Raw genomic sequence first — 18898 nt, forward strand, 5'->3', positions numbered from 1 at the left:
ATGTGCGGAATCGTCGGCGTTTTGGGAAACCACGAAGTCAGCCCCACCCTGGTCGAAGCGCTCAAACGGTTGGAATACCGCGGGTATGACAGCGCCGGCATTGCGACTGTGAACGCCGATGGGCGATTGGATCGCCGCCGCGCGGTCGGCAAGCTGGTGAACCTGTCGGACGCGCTGGTGCATGACCCGCTGCCCGGTCATGCGGGGATCGGGCACACCCGGTGGGCCACCCACGGCGCGCCCTCACAGACCAACGCGCACCCGCATCGCGCAGGCCCCGTGGCCGTGGTTCACAACGGCATTATCGAAAACTTCCGCGACCTGCGCAGCCAGTTGGCCGAAAAGGGATACAAATTCGTCACCCAGACCGACACCGAAACCATCGCGCTGCTGGCACAGAATTACATCGACGCGGGCCTGTCGCCCTGCGAAGCGGCGATGGCCACGATTGATCGGCTGGAAGGCGCATTCGCGTTGTGTTTCCTGTTCGACGGGGAAGCGGACCTGTTGGTTGCGGCCAGAAAAGGATCACCCCTGGCGATCGGTCACGGCACCGGCGAGATGTTCATTGGATCAGACGCCATCGCCTTGGCGCCGCTGACCAACAAGATCACCTATCTTGAAGACGGCGACCGCGCCGTCGTTCGCCGCAGTGGCGCAGAGATTTTCGACGCCCACGGCAACCGCGCCAATCGCCCGATGAAAACTGTGTCACTTGGCACGGCCTCGGTCGAAAAGGCGGGGCACAAGCATTTCATGGCCAAGGAAATTGCCGAACAGCCCACCGTGATCGGCGAAGCGCTGACCCACTATCTGGCTGACGCGGGCGATGCGATCACCCTGCCCGGCCCGATCGATTTCAATGCGTATGACCGGATTACCATGGTGGCCTGCGGGACCGCTTTTTATGCCTGCCTTACGGCCAAATACTGGTTCGAACAGATTGCGCGAATTCCGGTCGAGGTCGATATCGCCTCTGAATTTCGCTATCGCGAACCACCGATTCCGGCCCGCACGCTGGCCATTTTCGTCAGCCAGTCGGGCGAAACCGCCGACACCTTGGCCGCGCTGCGCTATTGCCACGAAAAGGCCGACACCATCGTGTCCGTCATCAATGCACCGGAAAGCTCGATCGCGCGCGAAAGCGCCCTGGCGTTCCCGATCCACGCGGGGGTCGAAGTGGGCGTGGCATCGACCAAAGCGTTCACCTGCCAGCTGACCGTCCTGCTGATCCTGGCGTTGCAGGCAGCCCACCAGCGCGGTCAGATCGACGACCGCACGCTGGCAGATCACCTGTCGCATCTGCGCGGCCTGCCTGCTGCGCTGAGCCAGGCACTGGACCAGAGCGAAACGATGGATACAGTGTCGCGACAGCTGGCCGAAACGCGCGACGTGCTTTTCCTGGGACGCGGATCGCTCTATCCCATTGCACTAGAGGGCGCGCTGAAACTTAAGGAAATCAGCTACATACATGCCGAAGGTTATGCATCAGGCGAATTGAAACACGGGCCGATCGCTTTGGTTGACAAACACACCCCCGTGATCGTGTTCGCGCCGCGCGATGCGCTCTTTGAAAAGTCCGTATCGAACATGCACGAAGTCATGGCTCGCGGCGGGCGCGTCCTGCTTGTGTCCGATGCCCAAGGGATCGAGGATGCAAAAGACGGTGTTTGGCAAAGCGTCACCATGCCGGCCGTATCACCGCTTCTCGCCCCCATTCTCTATGCGGTTCCGGCCCAATTGATCGCCTATCATACCGCTGTGGCCAAAGGCACCGATGTGGATCAGCCGCGAAACCTTGCCAAGTCGGTCACAGTGGAATGACACTGGACGAGGCGTTGAGCGCAATTCGCGAAGGGATCGAACCCGGGCGCGCCGAGGGGGCCGCAGCCTATCACAAGGCTCAGCGCGAATATCTTGGCGTACCCAATCCGTTTCTCAATGATCTTGCCAAGTGCTGGCGGCGTGCGATGACGCTGGAGGATCGCGTCAGTTTAGCCGACGCCCTGTGGCAAACAGATATTTTCGAAGCCCGCCTGGCCGCAGCGAAATTGCTGACGCAGGCACGCATCAGGCCGGATGACGCCGTGTGGCAACTGATCAAGGGATGGGTCCCCACGTTCGACAGTTGGGCCATCGCCGATCACGCGTGCATGGCTGGACAAAAGCGACTGGTCGCTGCGCCATCCCGCACGGACGAAATCGCCGATTGGATCAACAGCCCCCATATGTGGACCCGCCGCGCCGCCTTTGTCATGACCCTGCCGTGGACCAAGCAGAACCACCCCAGTCAAGCTGACCTGGCCATTCGCGACCGGGTTCTTGGATGGGCGGGCGACCTGGCTGAGGATCCCGACTGGTTTATTCAAAAGGCCATCGCGTGGTGGCTGCGCGATCTGTCCAAGCATGATCCTGCGCGAACACAGGCGTTCCTTGATGTTCACGGGCCACGCCTGCGTGCCTTTGCGCGCAAAGAGGCCGGGAAATACCTGCCACAGGGCTAACCCCCCTCAGCGAAGCTTCCTCGGTTTCCAACTTGGCTTTTTGGGGGCCCGCCGCGGCGCACCGACCTTGTCGTCTGTGGCTTTCACCAACCCCAGGGACGCACCCAGATCAAACCCCTTGGCGGTTTCGTCCTTCGCGTTGCCACTGATGTCCCCACCACCAACCCCGCCTGGGTTTTCATTCCCGCTGTGGTCGCTGCCATCCTTGGCAAAAGCTGCGCTGGCGTCGCCACCAGCCAGTTCAGAAACGGCGGCAGGCGCTACAAGGAAAAGAGAAGCAATAAGAAGTGTATAAAGGATGGTCTTCACGTAAATCCGCCATGAGCCGTATGTCGTGTTTCGGCTGAACCTATTGCCTGATGCTGGCCAAATTATGACCGGCACCGACCGCACGTCATACGCATGAGTTGGCGGCAATCACCGCAGGAATGGCGCACCCGGGCCTGATTTCCGCCGACATTGCGCAGAACTGGCCCCCAACGGAACACCGGGATGATGCTTTGCGTTGCGCGGCGGCGTCGGGCAGACCGACGGTCCAATCCAGGGTAAGGCGGATCAGGGGCCGTAGACCTGCACGGTCGGCAATCCGGTCAACGCAGCTTCCAGCAGCCGCATGGCGGGCAGAGACAATCGGCTGCCCGCGCCCGCATCGCCATCAATGGGAATCAGTTCGACCGCGACCGATTTGCCCGTGTCTGGATAAACGACGCGCCCTTGGCCCGCATTTGTTGCCAATGGCGTCTCTATCCAGAACCCTGGCTTGGTTGGGTTGCCAAGAGACGCAATCGTTTCACCCAGCAATCTTTCCCCACTGTCTTGCACCGGTCTTGTCGCCTCGGCGCGCTGTTCTGGCGTGGTTGTATCCAGACTATCAGCCGTTCGTGCATCCGGTCGCGGCGGCGGCGCGTCAACAGTTGGGGATCCTTCGGTGGGGGGGGCAACGGGCGGGACAGGCGCGGCGCAGGCCGCAAGCCCGACAAGAACAACAAGACCCCAAGCGCATTTCATAGAGCATATCTAGGGCTAAAGTCGGGGGGCGTCCACACAGATGACAACTTGCAGCGGCCCGGCTAGAGACCTACGTTGGGCAAATGACCCCCCTTGTGGATCCATTCGCCCGCGCAATCACCTATTTGCGCCTTTCGGTCACCGACCGCTGCGATTTCCGCTGTGTGTATTGCATGTCAGAGAACATGAATTTCCTGCCGAAAAAGGAACTTCTGACACTGGAAGAACTGGATCGGTTGTGCAGCGCGTTCATCCAGATGGGGGTGCGCAAGCTGCGCATCACCGGGGGCGAACCTCTGGTACGGCGCGATATCATAAAATTCTTTGGCGCCATGGGCCGGCATCTGGACAGCGGTGGACTGGATGAGTTGACCCTGACGACCAACGGCTCGCAGTTGGCGCGGTTCGCCACGCAGCTACGCGACATCGGCGTGCGGCGCGTGAATGTTTCGCTGGACACGTTGGACGAAGACAAATTTGCCCGCGTGACCCGATGGGGCCGCTTGCCTCAGGTGCTCAAGGGGCTTGACGCTGCGCAGGCCGCCGGTCTGCGCGTCAAGCTGAATGCGGTGGCGCTGAAAGGCTTTAACGAAGACGAACTGTTTGATCTGCAAGCCTTTTGCCACGCGCGTGACATGGACCTGACCTTTATCGAAGTCATGCCGATGGGGGATCTGGGGGAAGAGGAACGCATAGGCCAGTACTGGCCGCTGACCGATCTGCGCGCCCAGCTGGCGCAACGGTTCACCCTGACCGATCTGTCCGAGCGTTCGGGCGGGCCGGCGCGGTATGTCCGGCTGGAAGAAACCGGCCAGAAAATCGGGTTCATCACGCCCCTGACCCATAATTTCTGCGAAAGCTGCAATCGTGTGCGCGTGACCTGTACGGGCGAGATTTTCACCTGCCTCGGACAAGAGGGGAAATCCGACCTGCGCGGCCCGCTACGCAACACCCCTGGGTCAAACGCGCCGCTGCAAGATGCCATCCGCAAGGCAATCGGATTGAAACCCAAAGGGCACGATTTCGACTATTCGCGCGGCGAGGCGGGCGGAAAGATGTCCCGCCACATGAGCCACACCGGCGGCTAACCCCCTAATCAGCCAAGCGCTGCTCGACGAGCTCTGCGAACCAGCTGACCCCGGACGGGATGGCGGCGTCATCGAAATTGTAACTGGGGTGATGGACCATCGCGGTATCGCCGTTTCCCATGAAGATATAGGCCCCCGGCCGCGCGTTCAGCATATAGGAAAAATCTTCGGCCCCCATCAGCGGCGGCGTGTCGGTATCGACATCGCCCGCGACCTTGCGCGCAGCCTGGGCGGCGTATTCGGTGTGTTCGGCCGAATTGACCGTGACCGGATAACCGCGTTGATAGTCGACTTCGGCCGTGGCCCCGAAACTGGCCGCGATGCCGGGCACGATCTGACGCACCAATTTTTCGGCCTGATCGCGCACGTCGGAATCCAGCGTGCGCACCGTGCCTTTCATCGTGACCTTTTGCGGAATGACATTGAACGCCATACTGTCGGTGGCAAACGCGCAGACCGATACCACCACCTGTTTCATCGGATCGGTAAACCGGCTGGCGATGGTTTGCAGGCCCAGAACGATCTGACTCGCGATGACTGTGGGATCAATCCCCTCATGCGGCTTGGCGGCATGTGCGCCCTTTCCAAGCACGTCGATTTCGAATTCGTCTGTGGCGGCCATCAGCGCCCCGGACCGAATATGAAAACTGCCCAGCGGCAGGCCGGGCATGTTGTGCATGCCGTAGACCTCGTCGATCGACCAGCGGTCCATTGCCCCGTCTTCGACCATTTCACGGCCACCCCCGCCGCCCTCTTCGGCCGGTTGGAACAATACCACGACGGTTCCGTTGAAATTACGCGTTTCCGCCAGGTATTTTGCCGCGCCCAGCAGCATCGCCGTGTGCCCGTCGTGCCCGCACGCGTGCATGAGGCCCGGTGTTTTCGAGGCATAGTCCAGCCCTGTCGATTCATTGATCGGCAGGGCATCCATATCGGCGCGCAGGCCAATTGTACGGCCCGAGGTCTGGCTCTTGCCCTTGATCACCCCGACAACACCGGTGCGCCCGATGCCGGTGACCACCTCGTCGCAGCCAAATTCGCGCAGCTTGTCGGCCACGATCCCAGCGGTGCGGTGGACGTCGAACAAAAGTTCAGGGTTCTCGTGAAAGTCGCGGCGCCAGCCCGTGATTTCGTCCTGCAGTTCTGCAATGCGGTTGCGTATGGGCATTGGGTCAATCCTTGAGATGTTCGATCAGGCGGCGCATGAACGCCTGCCCCGCTTCGAGTTGAGATATATCCAGAAATTCATTGGGTTGATGCGCTTGTGCAATGTCGCCCGGCCCGCACACCACGACCGAATAGCCTGCTTGCTGGAAATGGCCCGCTTCGGTCCCGTAGCTGACCACACGGGGTGAATTGTCGCCCGTCAGGCGGCGCGCCAGCGTCTCTGCGGCCCCGCCTTCAGGGGCAAGCCCGGGGTAGGAAAAACTGGGCTGCACGTCGATGAAACACGCAGGGCAAACCGCTTTCATATCCGCCTCGACCGCGGCCACCTTGGCCCGGATCCGTTCCACCCAATCGGATTCGGATTCACCGGGCACGACGCGAAAGCCGATGTCCATCCAGCAGTCGGCCGCGGTGATGTTATGCGCCGTGCCGCCCCGGATCTGGCCCACATGCAGCGTGGTATAGGGCGGGTCGAACGGGTCGGCCAACGGCCCCGGCAACTTGGCCGCATTGTCCGCGTTCACCGTATTGCACCAATCGATCAATCGCCCCGCTTCCATCACGGCGCTGACGCCGGTGTGCATGATCGACGAATGGACTTCATGCCCGCGCAGGTGCAATGACAGCCCGCCTGCCCCCTTGTGCCCTGTCACCACCTTCATCATCGTCGGCTCACCAACAATCACCGCGCTTGCCCGTGGCAGGCTGGCCGCCATCTGGCGCACCATGGCGACGCAGCCGGTGCACCCCACCTCTTCGTCGTAGCTGAGGGCCAGTTGCAACGGCCGCGCTACACCGACCCGCTGCGCCTCGACCAGCGCCCAGATGGCCAGCGCGTCAAAGCCCTTCATGTCACACGCGCCGCGCCCGAAAAGGCGCCCGTCCCGTTCGCTCAGCGCAAACGGATCCGACATCCAGTCCTGACCGTCGACCGGCACAACATCCGTGTGGCCCGATACCAGGACGCCGCCATCTTCGTTCGGGCCAACATGGGCATAGAGGCTGGTCTTGGGCATGTCGGGGTCTGGTACCCGCACGCTTTGGATGCCGTGATCGGCCAAATACGCTTCCACCCAGTCGATCAGCGGGACATTGCTGTCCCGGCTGACAGTGGGAAACGACACAAGTTTGGCGAGGATTTCGCGTGGGCTCAGGGGGGCTGTCATGGGGTCCATCGTTGGATTTCGTCCCAACCCTGTTCGCGCCATGCGCAAAGGTCAAGATCAAGCGCCTCTCGATTGATCGTTTGGTAAAATAATATGCCGTTGGGGTGCCAACAGCCTTGTTAGAGGGCAAATTAGTGGTAACGTCTTTGAAACACCCCAGTCTAGCATGGCGCGGGGATTATAATAAATAAAATAAAATCAACACCTTGGGGGTGAACCGTATGACGGATGGGGCCACGCCGGTTCTGGAAGTCCAAGGCCTGAAGACCACGTTCAAGACGCGGGCCGGTCAGGTGCACGCGGTGAATTCGGTCAGTTTCGATCTGCGGTCTGGTGAACTTTTGGGCGTTGTCGGCGAAAGCGGGTCTGGCAAATCGGTCACCATGATGTCGCTTATCCGGCTGTTGCCAGACGCAGCCGACATTGGCGGCGGTCCGGTCATGTTCGGCGGCGAAGACCTGCTGAGCGTGAATGACAGACACCTGCGCCAAGTGCGGGGCAAGCGGATCGGCTTCGTTTTCCAGGACCCGATGACATCTCTGAATCCAGTATTCAGCGTCGGCTTTCAGTTGATGGAACCCTTGCGCAAGCACATGGGCATGTCCAAGGCAAAAGCGCGGACGCGCGCGGGCGAATTATTGACGCTGGTGGGAATTTCTGATGCCGAGCAGCGCCTGAAGGATTATCCGCATCAGTTTTCAGGCGGCATGCGGCAGCGCGTGATGATCGCGATTGCGCTGGCCTGCGATCCCGAAGTGCTGATCGCAGACGAACCCACCACGGCGCTGGACGTGACGATTCAGGCCCAGATCATCGAATTGATGAAAGATCTGCGCGACAAGCTGGGCATGGCGGTGATCTGGATTACCCATGACCTGGGTGTGATTGCGGATATCGCGGACCGGGTGATGGTCATGTACGGCGGGCAGATCGTTGAACATGCGCCGGTGAAACAGCTTTTTGCTGAACCGCAGCATCCTTATACACGCTCGCTGCTCAAGACCATTCCATCGGTGCACCGGTCGGGCGCGGATCGTTTGCACGTGATCGAAGGGCAGCCCCCAATCCTTGCGTCCGCGCCAAGCGCTTGCAGCTTTGCCCCCCGTTGCAAACACGCGTTCGACCGCTGCACCCAAGCCAACCCGCCCCGCATCGATCTGGGCCGGGGCCACGATGTCGCCTGTTTCTGGGATCCCGAAACCGGGGGCGCGCGCGATGTTTGACGGTGGCGGGCGCAAATTGGTCGAAGTCGCGAACCTCAAGATCCATTTTCCGATCACCGCCGGCTTGCTTCGCCGTACGGTGGGGGCGGTCAAGGCGGTCGACGGCATCACCTTTGACATCTACGAGGGCGAAACCCTGGGTCTTGTCGGCGAAAGCGGTTGTGGCAAATCCACGGCCGGGCGCGCCATCTTGCGCCTGTATGACCTGACCGAAGGGGCGGTGCAGATCGACGGCACCGATGTGGGCGAGGCAGACGCGCGCAAACTGCGCCGCATGCGCCCGTTGATGCAAATGGTGTTTCAAGATCCGCAAGCCTCGCTCAACCCGCGCATGACGGTTGCACGCATCATCCGCGAACCGCTGGATGAACATACCTCTCTCAGCGGCGCCGAAAAACGCGAACGGGTCAATGATCTTCTGGACGCAGTCGGGCTGAACCGCAGTTTTGCCGGCCGCTATCCGCATGAGTTTTCGGGTGGGCAACGCCAGCGTATCGGGATCGCCCGCGCTCTGGCACTGAACCCGAAGTTCATCGTTTGCGACGAACCGATTGCCGCCCTGGATGTTTCGATCCAGGCGCAGGTCGTGAACCTTCTGGAAGACCTGCAGGACCAGTTTGGCCTGACCTACCTGTTCATCAGCCACGATCTGTCAATGGTGCGCCACATCGCCGACCGCGTCGCCGTCATGTATCTGGGCAAGATCGTCGAACTGGCGCCGCGCAATCCGCTGTATGACGCGCCGATGCACCCCTACACGCAGGCGCTGCTGTCCGCCGTGCCCGATCCCGATCCCAACGCCAGCAACACGGTTGAACGGGTGATCCTGCAGGGGGACGTGCCTTCGCCCGCAAATCCGCCCAAAGGGTGCAATTTCTGTACCCGCTGTCCACGGGTCATGCAGATCTGCCGAAACGTGGAACCCCAGTTTCGCGAATACGCACCGGGCCATTTCACGGCCTGCCACCTACACGAACAAACTGTCAGCCCGGAGCCAACCGGCGCCTGAGGTCACCCGAGCAAACCCAATCAGGAGAGGAATACAAATGACCTTGAAAACCACATTGATGGGCGCCGCCGCAGCGGTGGCTCTGGCCCCTGCGGCCTTTGCCGAGCGCGGAGCGGACGGTCAGCTCAACATCATCTATTGGCAAGCGCCATCCACCCTGAACCCGTTCCTGTCGGGCGGCACCAAAGAGGTGGAAGCGGCGTCAATGATCATCGAACCTCTGGTGCGGTTTGACGCTGGCGGCAACATGGTGCCCTGGCTGGCCGCAGACATTCCCACCGTTGAAAACGGCGGCGTGGCCGAAGATCTCAAATCGATCACCTGGACCCTGAAAGAAGGCGTTTCGTGGTCAGACGGCACGCCCCTGACCGCAGCCGATGCCGTGTTCACCTGGGAATACTGCACCCACCCCGAAGGCGGCTGTGCGCAATCCAGCTATTTTGACGGCGTCAGCAGCGTCGAAGCGGTCGACGATCTGACCATCAAGGTCAACTTCACTGAAGCCAAACCCTTTCCCTACACAGCATTTGTCGGCTCTGAGAGCCCGCTCATCCAGAAGGCGCAGTTCCAGGATTGCCTGGGCGCAAAGGCCCCCGAATGCACCGACGCCAACTTTGGCCCCATCGGCACCGGTCCCTTCATGGTCAGCGAATTCAAGCCCAATGACGTGATCACGCTGGAAGCCAACCCCAACTTCCGCGAGGCCGACAAGCCCGCCTTTGCGACCGTCACCTTCAAGGGCGGCGGGGATGCCACATCGGCGGCGCGCGCGGTCATGGAAACGGGCGAATATGACTATGCCTGGAACCTGCAGATCGATCCCACCGTGCTGGACGACATGGAAAGCAAGGGCAAGGGCAAGGTCGTCGTGGCCTTCGCGACCTCGGTCGAGCGTTTGCACCTGAACCAAACCAACCCTGATCCTGCCCTTGGCGATCAACGCTCAACCCTGGCTGGCGGCCCGCATCCGTTCCTGACCGATCCGGCCGTCGGCAAGGCGCTGTCGAAGGCGATTGACCGCGACCTGCTGGTGGAAATCGGGTACGGCGCTGGTGGCAAACCGGTCTGTAACGTGCTGCCTGCCCCGGCAATCTATACCTCGACAGCCAATGACGACTGTCTGACGCAGGATATCGAAGGCGCCAAAAAGGCGCTGGACGATGCCGGTTGGGTTCCCGGCCCGGACGGGATCCGCGCCAAGGACGGGGTGCGCCTGTCCGTTTTGTTCCAGACATCGACCAACGCTGTGCGGCAGGACACGCAGGCGTTGATCAAACAGTGGTGGAGCGAGATCGGCGTCGAAACCGAACTGCGCAACATTGACGCGTCGGTCTTTTTTGGCGGCGACCCGGGCAGCCCCGATACCTTCCAGAAGCTCTATGCCGACCTGGAAATGTACACCAACAACTTCGCCGGCGTGGACCCCGAAGCCTATATGGCCAACTGGAAATGCGACGAGATCCCAAGCCCCGAAAGCCAGTGGCAAGGATCGAACATGCAACGCTTCTGCAGCGACGAGTATGACGCGCTGGTGCGCGAGCTGTCGATGACGGCCAAATTAGAGGATCGTGCAGCCATCGTGAAAAAGCAGAACGATATGCTGATGGCGTCTTATTCGATCATCCCGCTGGTCTGGCGCGGCAACCCGTCGGCGCACGCCCTGTCACTGGGCGGCGTGGAAATGAACGACTGGGACAGTGAAATCTGGAACATCAAGGACTGGCACCGGATAGACTGATCCAGGCCTTTTGCCCTCCGGGGGGCGCGGGTTCGTCCGCGCCCCCTCATACCCTGCCCCACACACAGACTCCTGACACCCAGAACCCAGACTTCTGACCCGAGGCGCCATGCTGACCTATGCCATCCGAAGATTGCTGATCGCGATCCCGACGCTTCTGTTCATCAGTCTGATCGTGTTTCTTCTGCTCGATCTGGCCCCGGGCGACCCCATGAGCCAGGTGCCCCTGACCGTGCCGCCCGAAGTGAAGGAAAAGATGCGCCTTGCGCTTGGGTTGGGCGAACCGGTTCACATCCGTTTCGTGAAATGGCTCTACCAGTTCTTTGTCGTCGAACCGTTGCATATATTTGACGGGATGTTCGGCACAGCCTGGGCCGAAGGCCAGCAGCGCGTGATTTCGTGGCAAACGCGCGGCCCGGTGATGGATGTCGTCGCCCAGCGGATGCCGCAGACCTTGTGGGTGGTCGGCATGAGCTATGTCGTCGGCACGCTGATCGCAATCCCGATCGGGGTCATTTCGGCCTACCGGCAGTATTCATGGTTCGACCAGCTCGGAACGTTGATTTCCATGATCGGATTTTCGGTTCCGACCTTCTTTACCGGCGTTCTGCTGATCGTGATCTTTTCGGTCCATCTGGGTTGGTTCCCGTCGATCTACGACACCACCCTGGAGGTCACCGATTGGGGCAGTTTCGTCCAGCAGCTGAAACAGATGATCATGCCGATGATGGTGCTGGGTCTGTACAATGCATCCCAGATCAGCCGGTTCATGCGCGCCTCGATGCTTGACAACCTCAGCCAGGACTATGTGCGCACAGCGCGGGCCAAAGGCATGAGCGAACGCACGGTCGTTCTGAAACACGTTCTGCGCAATTCAGTCATCCCGGTGATCACGGTGCTGGCGCTGAACGTGCCGCAGGTGTTCGGCGGGGCCATCATCACCGAACAGGTGTTCAAGGTGAACGGCCTGGGCCAGCTGCTGATCACCGCCATCTACGCCAACGACATTCCCATGGTTCAGACATTGACGTTCATCTTTGCTGTCCTGATCGTTCTGTTCAACCTGCTCGCCGACATTCTCTACGGCGTGCTTGACCCAAGGATCCGCTATGACTGACCCCAGCCGCACCGATCCCAAGGACAACCTTCCCGAAGGTGCCCCCATTTCCGCTGGCGCCGTTCCCGCAGGCATGGCCATGCAGGTCGGCGCCGACAAGACGCGCAACCAGTGGTGGGACGTGTGGTACCAGTTCAAGACCCATAAGGGCGCTGTGGTCGGCGCTGCCTTTTTCATATTCATCATCTTGGCGGTCTATCTGGGGCCGTTTTTGTGGCGCATCGATCCGACCTACATCGATATTCGCGCCCGCAATCAGGGCCCGACGCTGGCCCATCCGCTGGGAACCGATCAGCTGGGCCGCGATACCCTGTCGCGCATGTTGGCCGGTGGACAGGTGTCGATTGCGGTCGGGCTTGCGGCCATGGCCCTCAGCCTGATCGTAGGCACGCTGATCGGTGTTCTGGCCGGGTACTTCCGACGCCTTGACGGGTGGCTCATGCGGTTTACCGACCTGTTCCTGGCTTTGCCCCTGCTCCCCCTTTTGTTGGTTATCATCACCCTGTTCCGCGAGGTTTTGCGCAGCGCCTTCGGACCGGAAATGGGCATTTTCATCCTGATCGTGTTCGTAATCGGAATCACCAGCTGGATGCAGACCGCCCGCATTGTGCGCGGGGATGTGCTGGGGCTGAAAGAGCGTGAATTCGTTTTGGCCGCCCGGTCAATCGGCACACCGCCACGCAGAACGATCACGCGCCATATCCTGCCCAACGTGATGTCGGCCATTCTGGTTTCGGCCACGCTGGGCATTGCCAATGCGATCATCACGGAAAGCGCGCTCAGCTTTCTCGGCCTTGGGTTTCCGCCCGATTTCCCGACCTGGGGGCGGCTGCTCTATGACAGCACCGATTACCTGCAACAATACCCCGAGCGGGTCATCTGGCCGGGGCTGGCGATTTCGCTGACGGTGCTGGCTGTCAACTACATCGGAGATGGGCTGCGCGATGCGCTGGACCCGCGTATCCGGGGGCGGTGACGTCATATTGACTTGGCGCTGCGGGGCCGCGCGCCATTTCTGCCCCGCAAAACCATTTCTGCCCCGCAAAAGCAGCGAGGGGGCCCAAAGGCCCCCTCTCAATTTGGTCGATAGACGATTGGATCAGTCGATCTTGCTCAGCAGAGCCCCGATCGAATCCTTCGCATCGCCGTAGTACATGCGTGTGTTCTCTTTGTAGAACAACGGGTTCTCGATGCCCGAATACCCCGTACCCTGCCCGCGTTTCGAAACGAAGACCTGCTTGGCTTTCCAGACCTCCAGCACCGGCATTCCGGCGATGGGGCTGTTGGGGTCGTCTTGCGCGGCCGGGTTCACGATATCGTTCGAACCAATCACGATCACCACGTCGGTGTCCGGGAAATCGTCGTTGATCTCGTCCATTTCCAGCACGATATCGTAGGGCACCTTGGCTTCGGCCAGCAGCACGTTCATGTGCCCCGGCAAACGGCCCGCCACCGGGTGGATCGCGAAGCGCACGTTTTTGCCCTTGGCGCGCAACTTGCGCGTCAGTTCAGCAACGTTGGCTTGCGCTTGCGCCACGGCCATGCCGTAACCCGGCACGATAATCACGCTGTCGGCTTCTTCCAGGGCCTGCGCCACACCGTCGACGTCGATCGCGACTTGCTCGCCCTCGACCTCCATGGCGGGACCGGCAGCGCCGCCAAAGCCACCCAGGATCACACTGATAAAGCTGCGGTTCATCGCCTTGCACATGATGTAGGACAGGATCGCACCAGACGAACCAACCAGCGCGCCGACAACGATCAGCAAGTCATTGCCAAGCGAGAAGCCGATCGCGGCTGCGGCCCATCCCGAATAGCTGTTCAGCATCGACACGACCACCGGCATATCGGCGCCGCCGATGCCCATGATCAGGTGATAGCCGATGAACAGGGCGGCCGCGGTCATGATGATCAGCGGCAGGAAGCCACCGGTGTTGAAGTACCAGACAAGGCACAGCACCGACAGGATCGCCGCACCGGCATTAAGCGCATGTCCACCGGGCAGCTTTTTCGCAACCGACGACACTTTGCCTGCCAGTTTGCCATAGGCGATGACCGAACCGGTAAAGGTGACCGCCCCGATGAAGATGCCCAGGAACAACTCGACCTTCAGAATGTTCAACTCGACGCTGGTCTTGTGCGCAATCAGCTCGGCAAAGGTACCAAGATGCTGCTCATGCACCCAGGCCTGCACACCGGCTTCGGTCAGCGAAGCGGGTGCGCCCGCCAGGATCCCGGCCACATGGCCCATTTCGAAATGTGCGTTGAACCCGACGAAAACGGCCGCCAGGCCAACCAGCGAATGCATCGCGGCGACAAGCTGCGGCATTTCGGTCATTTCGACCTTGTTTGCCACGTACCAGCCGATGACGCCGCCACCCGCGATCAGCAGGATCGACAGCAGCCACAGGCCCTGCCCCGGGCCGATCAATGTGGCAAAGACAGCCAGAGCCATACCCGCGATGCCGTACCAGACGGCCCGCTTCGCACTTTCCTGCCCCGACAGACCGCCGAGCGACAGGATGAAGAGAACTGCTGCGACCACATAGGCCGCGGTAGTGAATCCGAATTCCATTGTCTTCGGCCCCCCTTAGGATTTCTGGAACATGGCAAGCATGCGCCGCGTGACGAGAAACCCGCCAAAGATGTTGATCCCGGCCATAAAGACCGATAGCGCGGCCAGCACGATCACGATGAACGATCCCGATCCGATCTGCATGATCGCCCCCAGGATGATGATCGATGAAATCGCGTTGGTGACTGCCATCAGCGGCGTGTGCAGCGAATGGCTGACGTTCCAGATCACCTGGAAGCCCACGAACACCGCCAGCACAAACACGATGAAGTGCTGCATGAAGCTGGCGGGCGCGACCAGCCCAACGCCCAGAAGCACCAAGGCCCCGATCGTCAGCAGGGTCACCTGCTGCTTGGTCTGTGCCTTGAACGCGGCCACTTCTGCGGCACGCTTTTCTTCAGGGGTCAGTTCCTTGGCCGGTTCGGCCTTTTTCTGCGCCGCGATGGCCTGCACCTTGGGCGGCGGCGGCGGGAAGGTCACGGCGCCGTCAAAGGTAACGGTCGCGCCGCGGATCACGTCGTCGTCCATGTCGTGATTGATCTGACCATCCTTTTCGGGGGTCAGGTCGGACAGCATGTGTCGCACGTTGTTGGCGTAGAGCGTGCTGGCTTGCGTGGCCATGCGCGATGGGAAATCGGTGTAACCGATGATCGTCACGCCGTTCTCGGTAACGATCTTCTCGTCCTGGACGGTCATCTTGCAATTGCCGCCCCGCTCGGCGGCCAGATCGACAATGACGCTGCCGGGCTTCATCGCCTTGACCATGTCTTCGGTCCACAGCTCGGGCGCCTCGCGGTTCGGGATCAGCGCGGTGGTGATCACGATATCCATATCAGGTGCCAGTTCGCGGAACTTGGCCAACTGGGCCGCCGCAAATTCAGGGCTGGAAACAGACGCGTACCCGCCCGTGGCAGCACCATCCTGCTGCTCTTCCTCGAAGTCCAGATAGACGAATTCAGCGCCCATGGATTCGACCTGCTCGGCCACTTCGGGGCGCACATCGAAAGCGTAGGTAATTGCGCCCAGCGACGTGGATGTCCCAATCGCGGCCAGACCGGCCACACCGGCGCCAACGACCAGCACCTTGGCTGGCGGCACCTTGCCGGCCGCCGTCACCTGGCCCGTGAAGAAGCGGCCAAAATTGTTGCCCGCCTCGATCACGGCACGGTAGCCGGCGATGTTGGCCATCGAGCTCAGCGCATCCATCTTTTGCGCACGGCTGATGCGCGGCACCATGTCCATGGCGATGACGTTGGCACCCTTGTCCTTGCACAGCTCCATCAGCGCTTCGTTCGACGCGGGATAGAAGAAGCTGATCAACGTCTGGCCCTTGGTCAGACGCTTGGCTTCGGTTTCACTGGGCGGACGGACCTTGATCACGATGTCGGCCGCCTTGAACAGCGCCGCGCCCGTCTTGACGACTTCGACGCCCGCGTCCTTATACGCCTGGTTGCTGAAACCGGCCGCGTCACCCGCGCCGCTTTCGATCAAGCACTCATAGCCGAGCTTTTGCAGCTGGAGCGCGCTTTCGGGGGTGAGCGCGACGCGGTTCTCCCCCTCGAATGTTTCTTTCGGTGCCCCGATTTTCACTGTCTGATCCTCTTTCCGTTCCTGTCATTTCGCAGGTGCGACATAAACCATCACGCCCTGTTAGCATCACGCAACAATATTGCGCAACCGATTTGCAGCCGGTTCCACATCGTCAGATCCAGCGCGAAACCACCCGCGCCGTTCTTCGAGATCTTGACCGAAGCTGTCGCGGTTGCGGCTGTTCGCCCAGGATGAACCTTCTTTTTATAGTTGAAACACCCGCAGGCGCCAGCAGCAATCCCATCATTGGCGCAAGTGCCGATCCCAGCCGGTCATATTCTGGCGCCGGCCGGGTCGCAGGGTCTGCGCAGGTCCGATCCGGCGCGTGATCGTGCAAAGCTCTGGCGCTGCGGTGCGGAAATACCGACGCCTTGCGCCGTGGCCTTTCACCGTGGCCTTTCACTGTGACTTGACCCATGTCGCCCAATTAGGATGACAGCGCCCCCCGCTCTGGTCGGCAAGACAAAAAGCGCGCCCTTTCAGCCGCCATCGATTACCGCGCGGGGGGCTTGCGTGCCCCGCCTTGCTAGGCCACTTTGCCAAAATCACGTAAAACGGGGGACAATGTCATCGCCGGGTTGATTGCCACAATTCCCGCTCGCACGCACCGTTGTGCAGGCCAGGCCACCGTGAAAAGGGCGCAGCCGTTCCCCCGACCCGGCCCTGGGCCGCGTTGGGTCTGAGGCATCGCGCAATGTTCGGCCTGTCGTCGCCCCCAGCAATCATCCGCCCGTTTGCCCAAAAAGATGCGCGCGCCTGCTATGCGGTGTTTCGGGACGCGGTGCTTTGGGGCACCGCCCCGCACTATGCGCTGGACGAGCGCGAAGCCTGGGCCGGCCCCGCGCACATGCCGGCGGACTGGACGGCACGTCTGGACGAGCAAATCACATGGGTCGCCCAAGGATCGCGGGCGCGAATCGAGGGCTTTCTAACAGTGGGCCACGATGGGCACATCGACTTTTTCTACATCGCGCCCGCGCGGCGCGGGACCGGTCTGGCCGCACGTCTTTATGAGCAGGCAGAAGCCCATTGCCGCGCCCAAGGGCTGACGATCATGACAACGGCCGCCAGCCACTTGGCCCGCGCGTTTCTGACCCGTCGCGGCTGGCAGACCGAGGCCCGGCAATCCGTGATCCGCGCATCCGTCGCAATCACCAACTTCAGGATGTCAAAAACGATCTGACGGCGTCAGTTGATGCCGTTTTCGGTCTGCACTTGGCGCACAAACGCGACGATTGCGTCCACTTCGGCCCGCGTCAGCCCCGTTTGCGGGGGCATGTCGCCAAAGCGCCAGTGATGCGCGCGCACACCGTTTTGCACGGCCAGGTGAAACGCCCCGTCCCCATGGTGGGATGGCTCATATATCTTGTGTATCAGGGGCGGTCCGGCCCCGTTGCGCCCAACCGCGTTTTCGCCATGGCACGAAGCACAGGTGGCATTGAATACCCGCGCCCCGATCTGTGCCATGGCGCCAAGATCATCCGGCATTACGATATTCACCAACGGCGCATCCTGTTGCGCCACCGGCCGGGTGCCGGATCGTGCTTGTTGGGCCTGCGGCCCGTCATCCCACTGCGTTGCAAGAACGAATCCCCCAACGGCAATGGCAAAAACTGCAATGATCGCAATAGGTTTTACCGCCACTTTCATCCCCCACCTCAACACGTCAAAGGGATCCTAGTCCTTCCATCAACCGGAAGGTCAAATGGATAATCAGGTGCCGGTCAGCGGGACGGTAACAGCGCTCTTGTCTCTGGCCCATGCGCGCACAGCGTCACCGAAGGCTTCGAACAATGGGCGCGAGACCGGGTCGGATGCAGCTTGATATTCCGGGTGCCATTGGACTGACAAGGTGAACCCCGGCGCGCCATCGATATAGATCGCCTCGGGCGTGCCATCGGGGGCATAGCCATCAATGACAACCCGCTTGCCCGGTTTCTTGATGCCTTGCCCGTGCAGGGTATTTGTCATCACCTCGGTCGAACCGAAAAGCTGGGCAAATGGCCCGCCCGGCGTGAATTCCACCGGGTGGCGCAAGGCGAATTTCTCTTCGATCGTGCCGTCGGGCGGCATCCTGTGATTCATCCGGCCCGGAAGATCGCGGATTTCGGGGTAAAGCGACCCGCCCATTGCCACGTTGACCTCTTGAAACCCGCGACACACGCCACAAAACGGCTGCCCTGTTTCGACACACGCCCGAACAAGGGGAAGCGTGATCGCGTCGCGGCGGCGATCAAATTCGCCGTATGCTTCTGTCGGGTGTTCTCCGTATTCCTCGGGATGGACATTGGGGCGCCCCCCGGTCAGCAGAAAGCCGTCACAGGTTTCCATCAACTCGTCCACCGACACAAAGCGCGGGTCGGCGGGGATCAGCATGGGGATACACCCGGACACCAAGGAAACCGCTTCGGTGTTCATGACGCCACCCGCATGCGTGGGATAGCTGTCACCGATCATTTGAAAGTTGCCGATAATGCCGACGACGGGACGCGTCATGATACCCTCTTGTTCAGTCCTATCCAAGTATAGTGCGCATACAGGTCCTGAAAAGCGGTAAATCACGCGCGCGCTGCAGGCGCCCAAAATACAGGCGCACATAAAATTGGCGGCGCCACTGGGGGGCGCCGCCGGTATTGGGGATGCTCAGGCAGCCGGCATCCAAAAGTGATTTGAAAAGGCCTTGGCAACAGAATATTCGTTACACCGCGAAATT

Annotated in this window: 16 protein-coding genes; 9 read left to right on the forward strand and 7 right to left on the reverse strand. The window is 61.0% G+C overall.

Going from position 1 to position 18898, the window contains the following annotated elements; translation table 11 throughout:
* On the forward strand, positions 1-1824 hold the full coding sequence (gene glmS, locus ACP2AV_RS09440) for a glutamine--fructose-6-phosphate transaminase (isomerizing) (RefSeq protein ID WP_426372428.1): 1824 nt from the start codon (positions 1-3) through the stop codon (positions 1822-1824).
* Entirely contained in the window at positions 1821-2504 is a 684-nt protein-coding gene (locus ACP2AV_RS09445) for a DNA alkylation repair protein (RefSeq protein WP_426372429.1), read from the forward strand. The genes glmS and ACP2AV_RS09445 overlap by 4 nt, the downstream gene beginning before the upstream one ends.
* A 555-nt stretch (positions 2505-3059) precedes the next feature.
* Here ACP2AV_RS09445 and ACP2AV_RS09450 read toward each other — a convergent pair.
* A complete protein-coding gene (locus ACP2AV_RS09450) occupies positions 3060-3239 on the reverse strand; it encodes a hypothetical protein (protein ID WP_426372430.1) in 180 nt (59 codons plus the stop codon).
* Between the two features lie 356 nt (positions 3240-3595).
* Here ACP2AV_RS09450 and moaA point away from each other — a divergent pair, with 356 nt between their 5' ends.
* Positions 3596-4600, forward strand: a complete 1005-nt coding sequence (gene moaA, locus ACP2AV_RS09455) for a GTP 3',8-cyclase MoaA (RefSeq protein ID WP_426372431.1) — start codon at positions 3596-3598, stop codon at positions 4598-4600.
* A gap of 4 nt (positions 4601-4604) precedes the next feature.
* Here the strand turns inward: moaA and ACP2AV_RS09460 are convergent, their stop codons facing one another.
* Entirely contained in the window at positions 4605-5768 is a 1164-nt protein-coding gene (locus ACP2AV_RS09460; protein ID WP_426372432.1) for a M20 aminoacylase family protein, read from the reverse strand.
* A 4-nt stretch (positions 5769-5772) separates the two neighbouring features.
* Entirely contained in the window at positions 5773-6933 is a 1161-nt protein-coding gene (gene argE / locus ACP2AV_RS09465; RefSeq protein WP_426372433.1) for an acetylornithine deacetylase, read from the reverse strand.
* A 221-nt stretch (positions 6934-7154) separates the two neighbouring features.
* On the opposite strand from argE, the gene ACP2AV_RS09470 reads away from it, so the two are divergent.
* The 5 genes from ACP2AV_RS09470 (at position 7155) to ACP2AV_RS09490 (ending at position 12996) form a co-directional block, all read left to right on the forward strand.
* Positions 7155-8156 (forward strand): ABC transporter ATP-binding protein, encoded by a 1002-nt coding sequence (locus ACP2AV_RS09470; protein WP_426372434.1) that lies wholly within the window; start codon positions 7155-7157, stop codon positions 8154-8156.
* Entirely contained in the window at positions 8149-9165 is a 1017-nt protein-coding gene (locus ACP2AV_RS09475) for an ABC transporter ATP-binding protein (RefSeq protein ID WP_426372435.1), read from the forward strand. Before ACP2AV_RS09470 ends, ACP2AV_RS09475 begins: the two co-directional genes overlap by 8 nt.
* A gap of 37 nt (positions 9166-9202) precedes the next feature.
* Positions 9203-10903, forward strand: a complete 1701-nt coding sequence (locus tag ACP2AV_RS09480) for a peptide ABC transporter substrate-binding protein (RefSeq protein WP_426372436.1) — start codon at positions 9203-9205, stop codon at positions 10901-10903.
* Between the two features lie 109 nt (positions 10904-11012).
* Positions 11013-12020: an ABC transporter permease gene (locus tag ACP2AV_RS09485; RefSeq protein ID WP_426372437.1), complete on the forward strand. Its 1008-nt coding sequence runs from the start codon at positions 11013-11015 to the stop codon at positions 12018-12020.
* Entirely contained in the window at positions 12013-12996 is a 984-nt protein-coding gene (locus tag ACP2AV_RS09490) for an ABC transporter permease (protein WP_426372438.1), read from the forward strand. The genes ACP2AV_RS09485 and ACP2AV_RS09490 overlap by 8 nt, the downstream gene beginning before the upstream one ends.
* 123 nt (positions 12997-13119) lie before the next feature.
* On the opposite strand, the gene ACP2AV_RS09495 is transcribed toward ACP2AV_RS09490, so the two are convergent.
* Together ACP2AV_RS09495 and ACP2AV_RS09500 are read right to left on the reverse strand one after the other, a co-directional pair.
* Positions 13120-14595 (reverse strand): NAD(P)(+) transhydrogenase (Re/Si-specific) subunit beta, encoded by a 1476-nt coding sequence (locus ACP2AV_RS09495; protein ID WP_426372439.1) that lies wholly within the window; start codon positions 14593-14595, stop codon positions 13120-13122.
* 15 nt (positions 14596-14610) lie between these two features.
* Positions 14611-16185, reverse strand: a complete 1575-nt coding sequence (locus ACP2AV_RS09500) for a Re/Si-specific NAD(P)(+) transhydrogenase subunit alpha (protein ID WP_426372440.1) — start codon at positions 16183-16185, stop codon at positions 14611-14613.
* 694 nt (positions 16186-16879) lie between these two features.
* Here ACP2AV_RS09500 and ACP2AV_RS09505 point away from each other — a divergent pair.
* Positions 16880-17368 (forward strand): N-acetyltransferase family protein, encoded by a 489-nt coding sequence (locus tag ACP2AV_RS09505; RefSeq protein ID WP_426372441.1) that lies wholly within the window; start codon positions 16880-16882, stop codon positions 17366-17368.
* Between the two features lie 5 nt (positions 17369-17373).
* Here ACP2AV_RS09505 and ACP2AV_RS09510 read toward each other — a convergent pair whose 3' ends face one another.
* Together ACP2AV_RS09510 and ACP2AV_RS09515 are read right to left on the reverse strand one after the other, a co-directional pair.
* Positions 17374-17829, reverse strand: a complete 456-nt coding sequence (locus tag ACP2AV_RS09510) for a c-type cytochrome (RefSeq protein WP_426372442.1) — start codon at positions 17827-17829, stop codon at positions 17374-17376.
* 69 nt (positions 17830-17898) lie between these two features.
* Positions 17899-18681 (reverse strand): gamma-glutamyl-gamma-aminobutyrate hydrolase family protein, encoded by a 783-nt coding sequence (locus ACP2AV_RS09515; protein WP_426372443.1) that lies wholly within the window; start codon positions 18679-18681, stop codon positions 17899-17901.
* Positions 18682-18898 lie beyond the last annotated feature (217 nt).

The organism is Aliiroseovarius sp. PTFE2010 (genome assembly GCF_049943335.1).
Lineage (GTDB): Bacteria > Pseudomonadota > Alphaproteobacteria > Rhodobacterales > Rhodobacteraceae > JBNFVY01.

What these genes read in the sequence shown, in the direction of transcription:
- glmS (WP_426372428.1), top strand. Translation starts at nt 1, where the DNA reads ATGTGCGGAATCGTCGGCGTTTTGGGAAACCACGAAGTCAGCCCCACC.
- ACP2AV_RS09445 (WP_426372429.1), top strand. Translation starts at nt 1,821, where the DNA reads ATGACACTGGACGAGGCGTTGAGCGCAATTCGCGAAGGGATCGAACCC.
- moaA (WP_426372431.1), top strand. Translation starts at nt 3,596, where the DNA reads ATGACCCCCCTTGTGGATCCATTCGCCCGCGCAATCACCTATTTGCGC.
- ACP2AV_RS09460 (WP_426372432.1), bottom strand. Translation starts at nt 5,768, where the DNA reads ATGCCCATACGCAACCGCATTGCAGAACTGCAGGACGAAATCACGGGC.
- argE (WP_426372433.1), bottom strand. Translation starts at nt 6,933, where the DNA reads ATGACAGCCCCCCTGAGCCCACGCGAAATCCTCGCCAAACTTGTGTCG.
- ACP2AV_RS09470 (WP_426372434.1), top strand. Translation starts at nt 7,155, where the DNA reads ATGACGGATGGGGCCACGCCGGTTCTGGAAGTCCAAGGCCTGAAGACC.
- ACP2AV_RS09475 (WP_426372435.1), top strand. Translation starts at nt 8,149, where the DNA reads ATGTTTGACGGTGGCGGGCGCAAATTGGTCGAAGTCGCGAACCTCAAG.
- ACP2AV_RS09480 (WP_426372436.1), top strand. Translation starts at nt 9,203, where the DNA reads ATGACCTTGAAAACCACATTGATGGGCGCCGCCGCAGCGGTGGCTCTG.
- ACP2AV_RS09485 (WP_426372437.1), top strand. Translation starts at nt 11,013, where the DNA reads ATGCTGACCTATGCCATCCGAAGATTGCTGATCGCGATCCCGACGCTT.
- ACP2AV_RS09490 (WP_426372438.1), top strand. Translation starts at nt 12,013, where the DNA reads ATGACTGACCCCAGCCGCACCGATCCCAAGGACAACCTTCCCGAAGGT.
- ACP2AV_RS09495 (WP_426372439.1), bottom strand. Translation starts at nt 14,595, where the DNA reads ATGGAATTCGGATTCACTACCGCGGCCTATGTGGTCGCAGCAGTTCTC.
- ACP2AV_RS09505 (WP_426372441.1), top strand. Translation starts at nt 16,880, where the DNA reads ATGTTCGGCCTGTCGTCGCCCCCAGCAATCATCCGCCCGTTTGCCCAA.
- ACP2AV_RS09515 (WP_426372443.1), bottom strand. Translation starts at nt 18,681, where the DNA reads ATGACGCGTCCCGTCGTCGGCATTATCGGCAACTTTCAAATGATCGGT.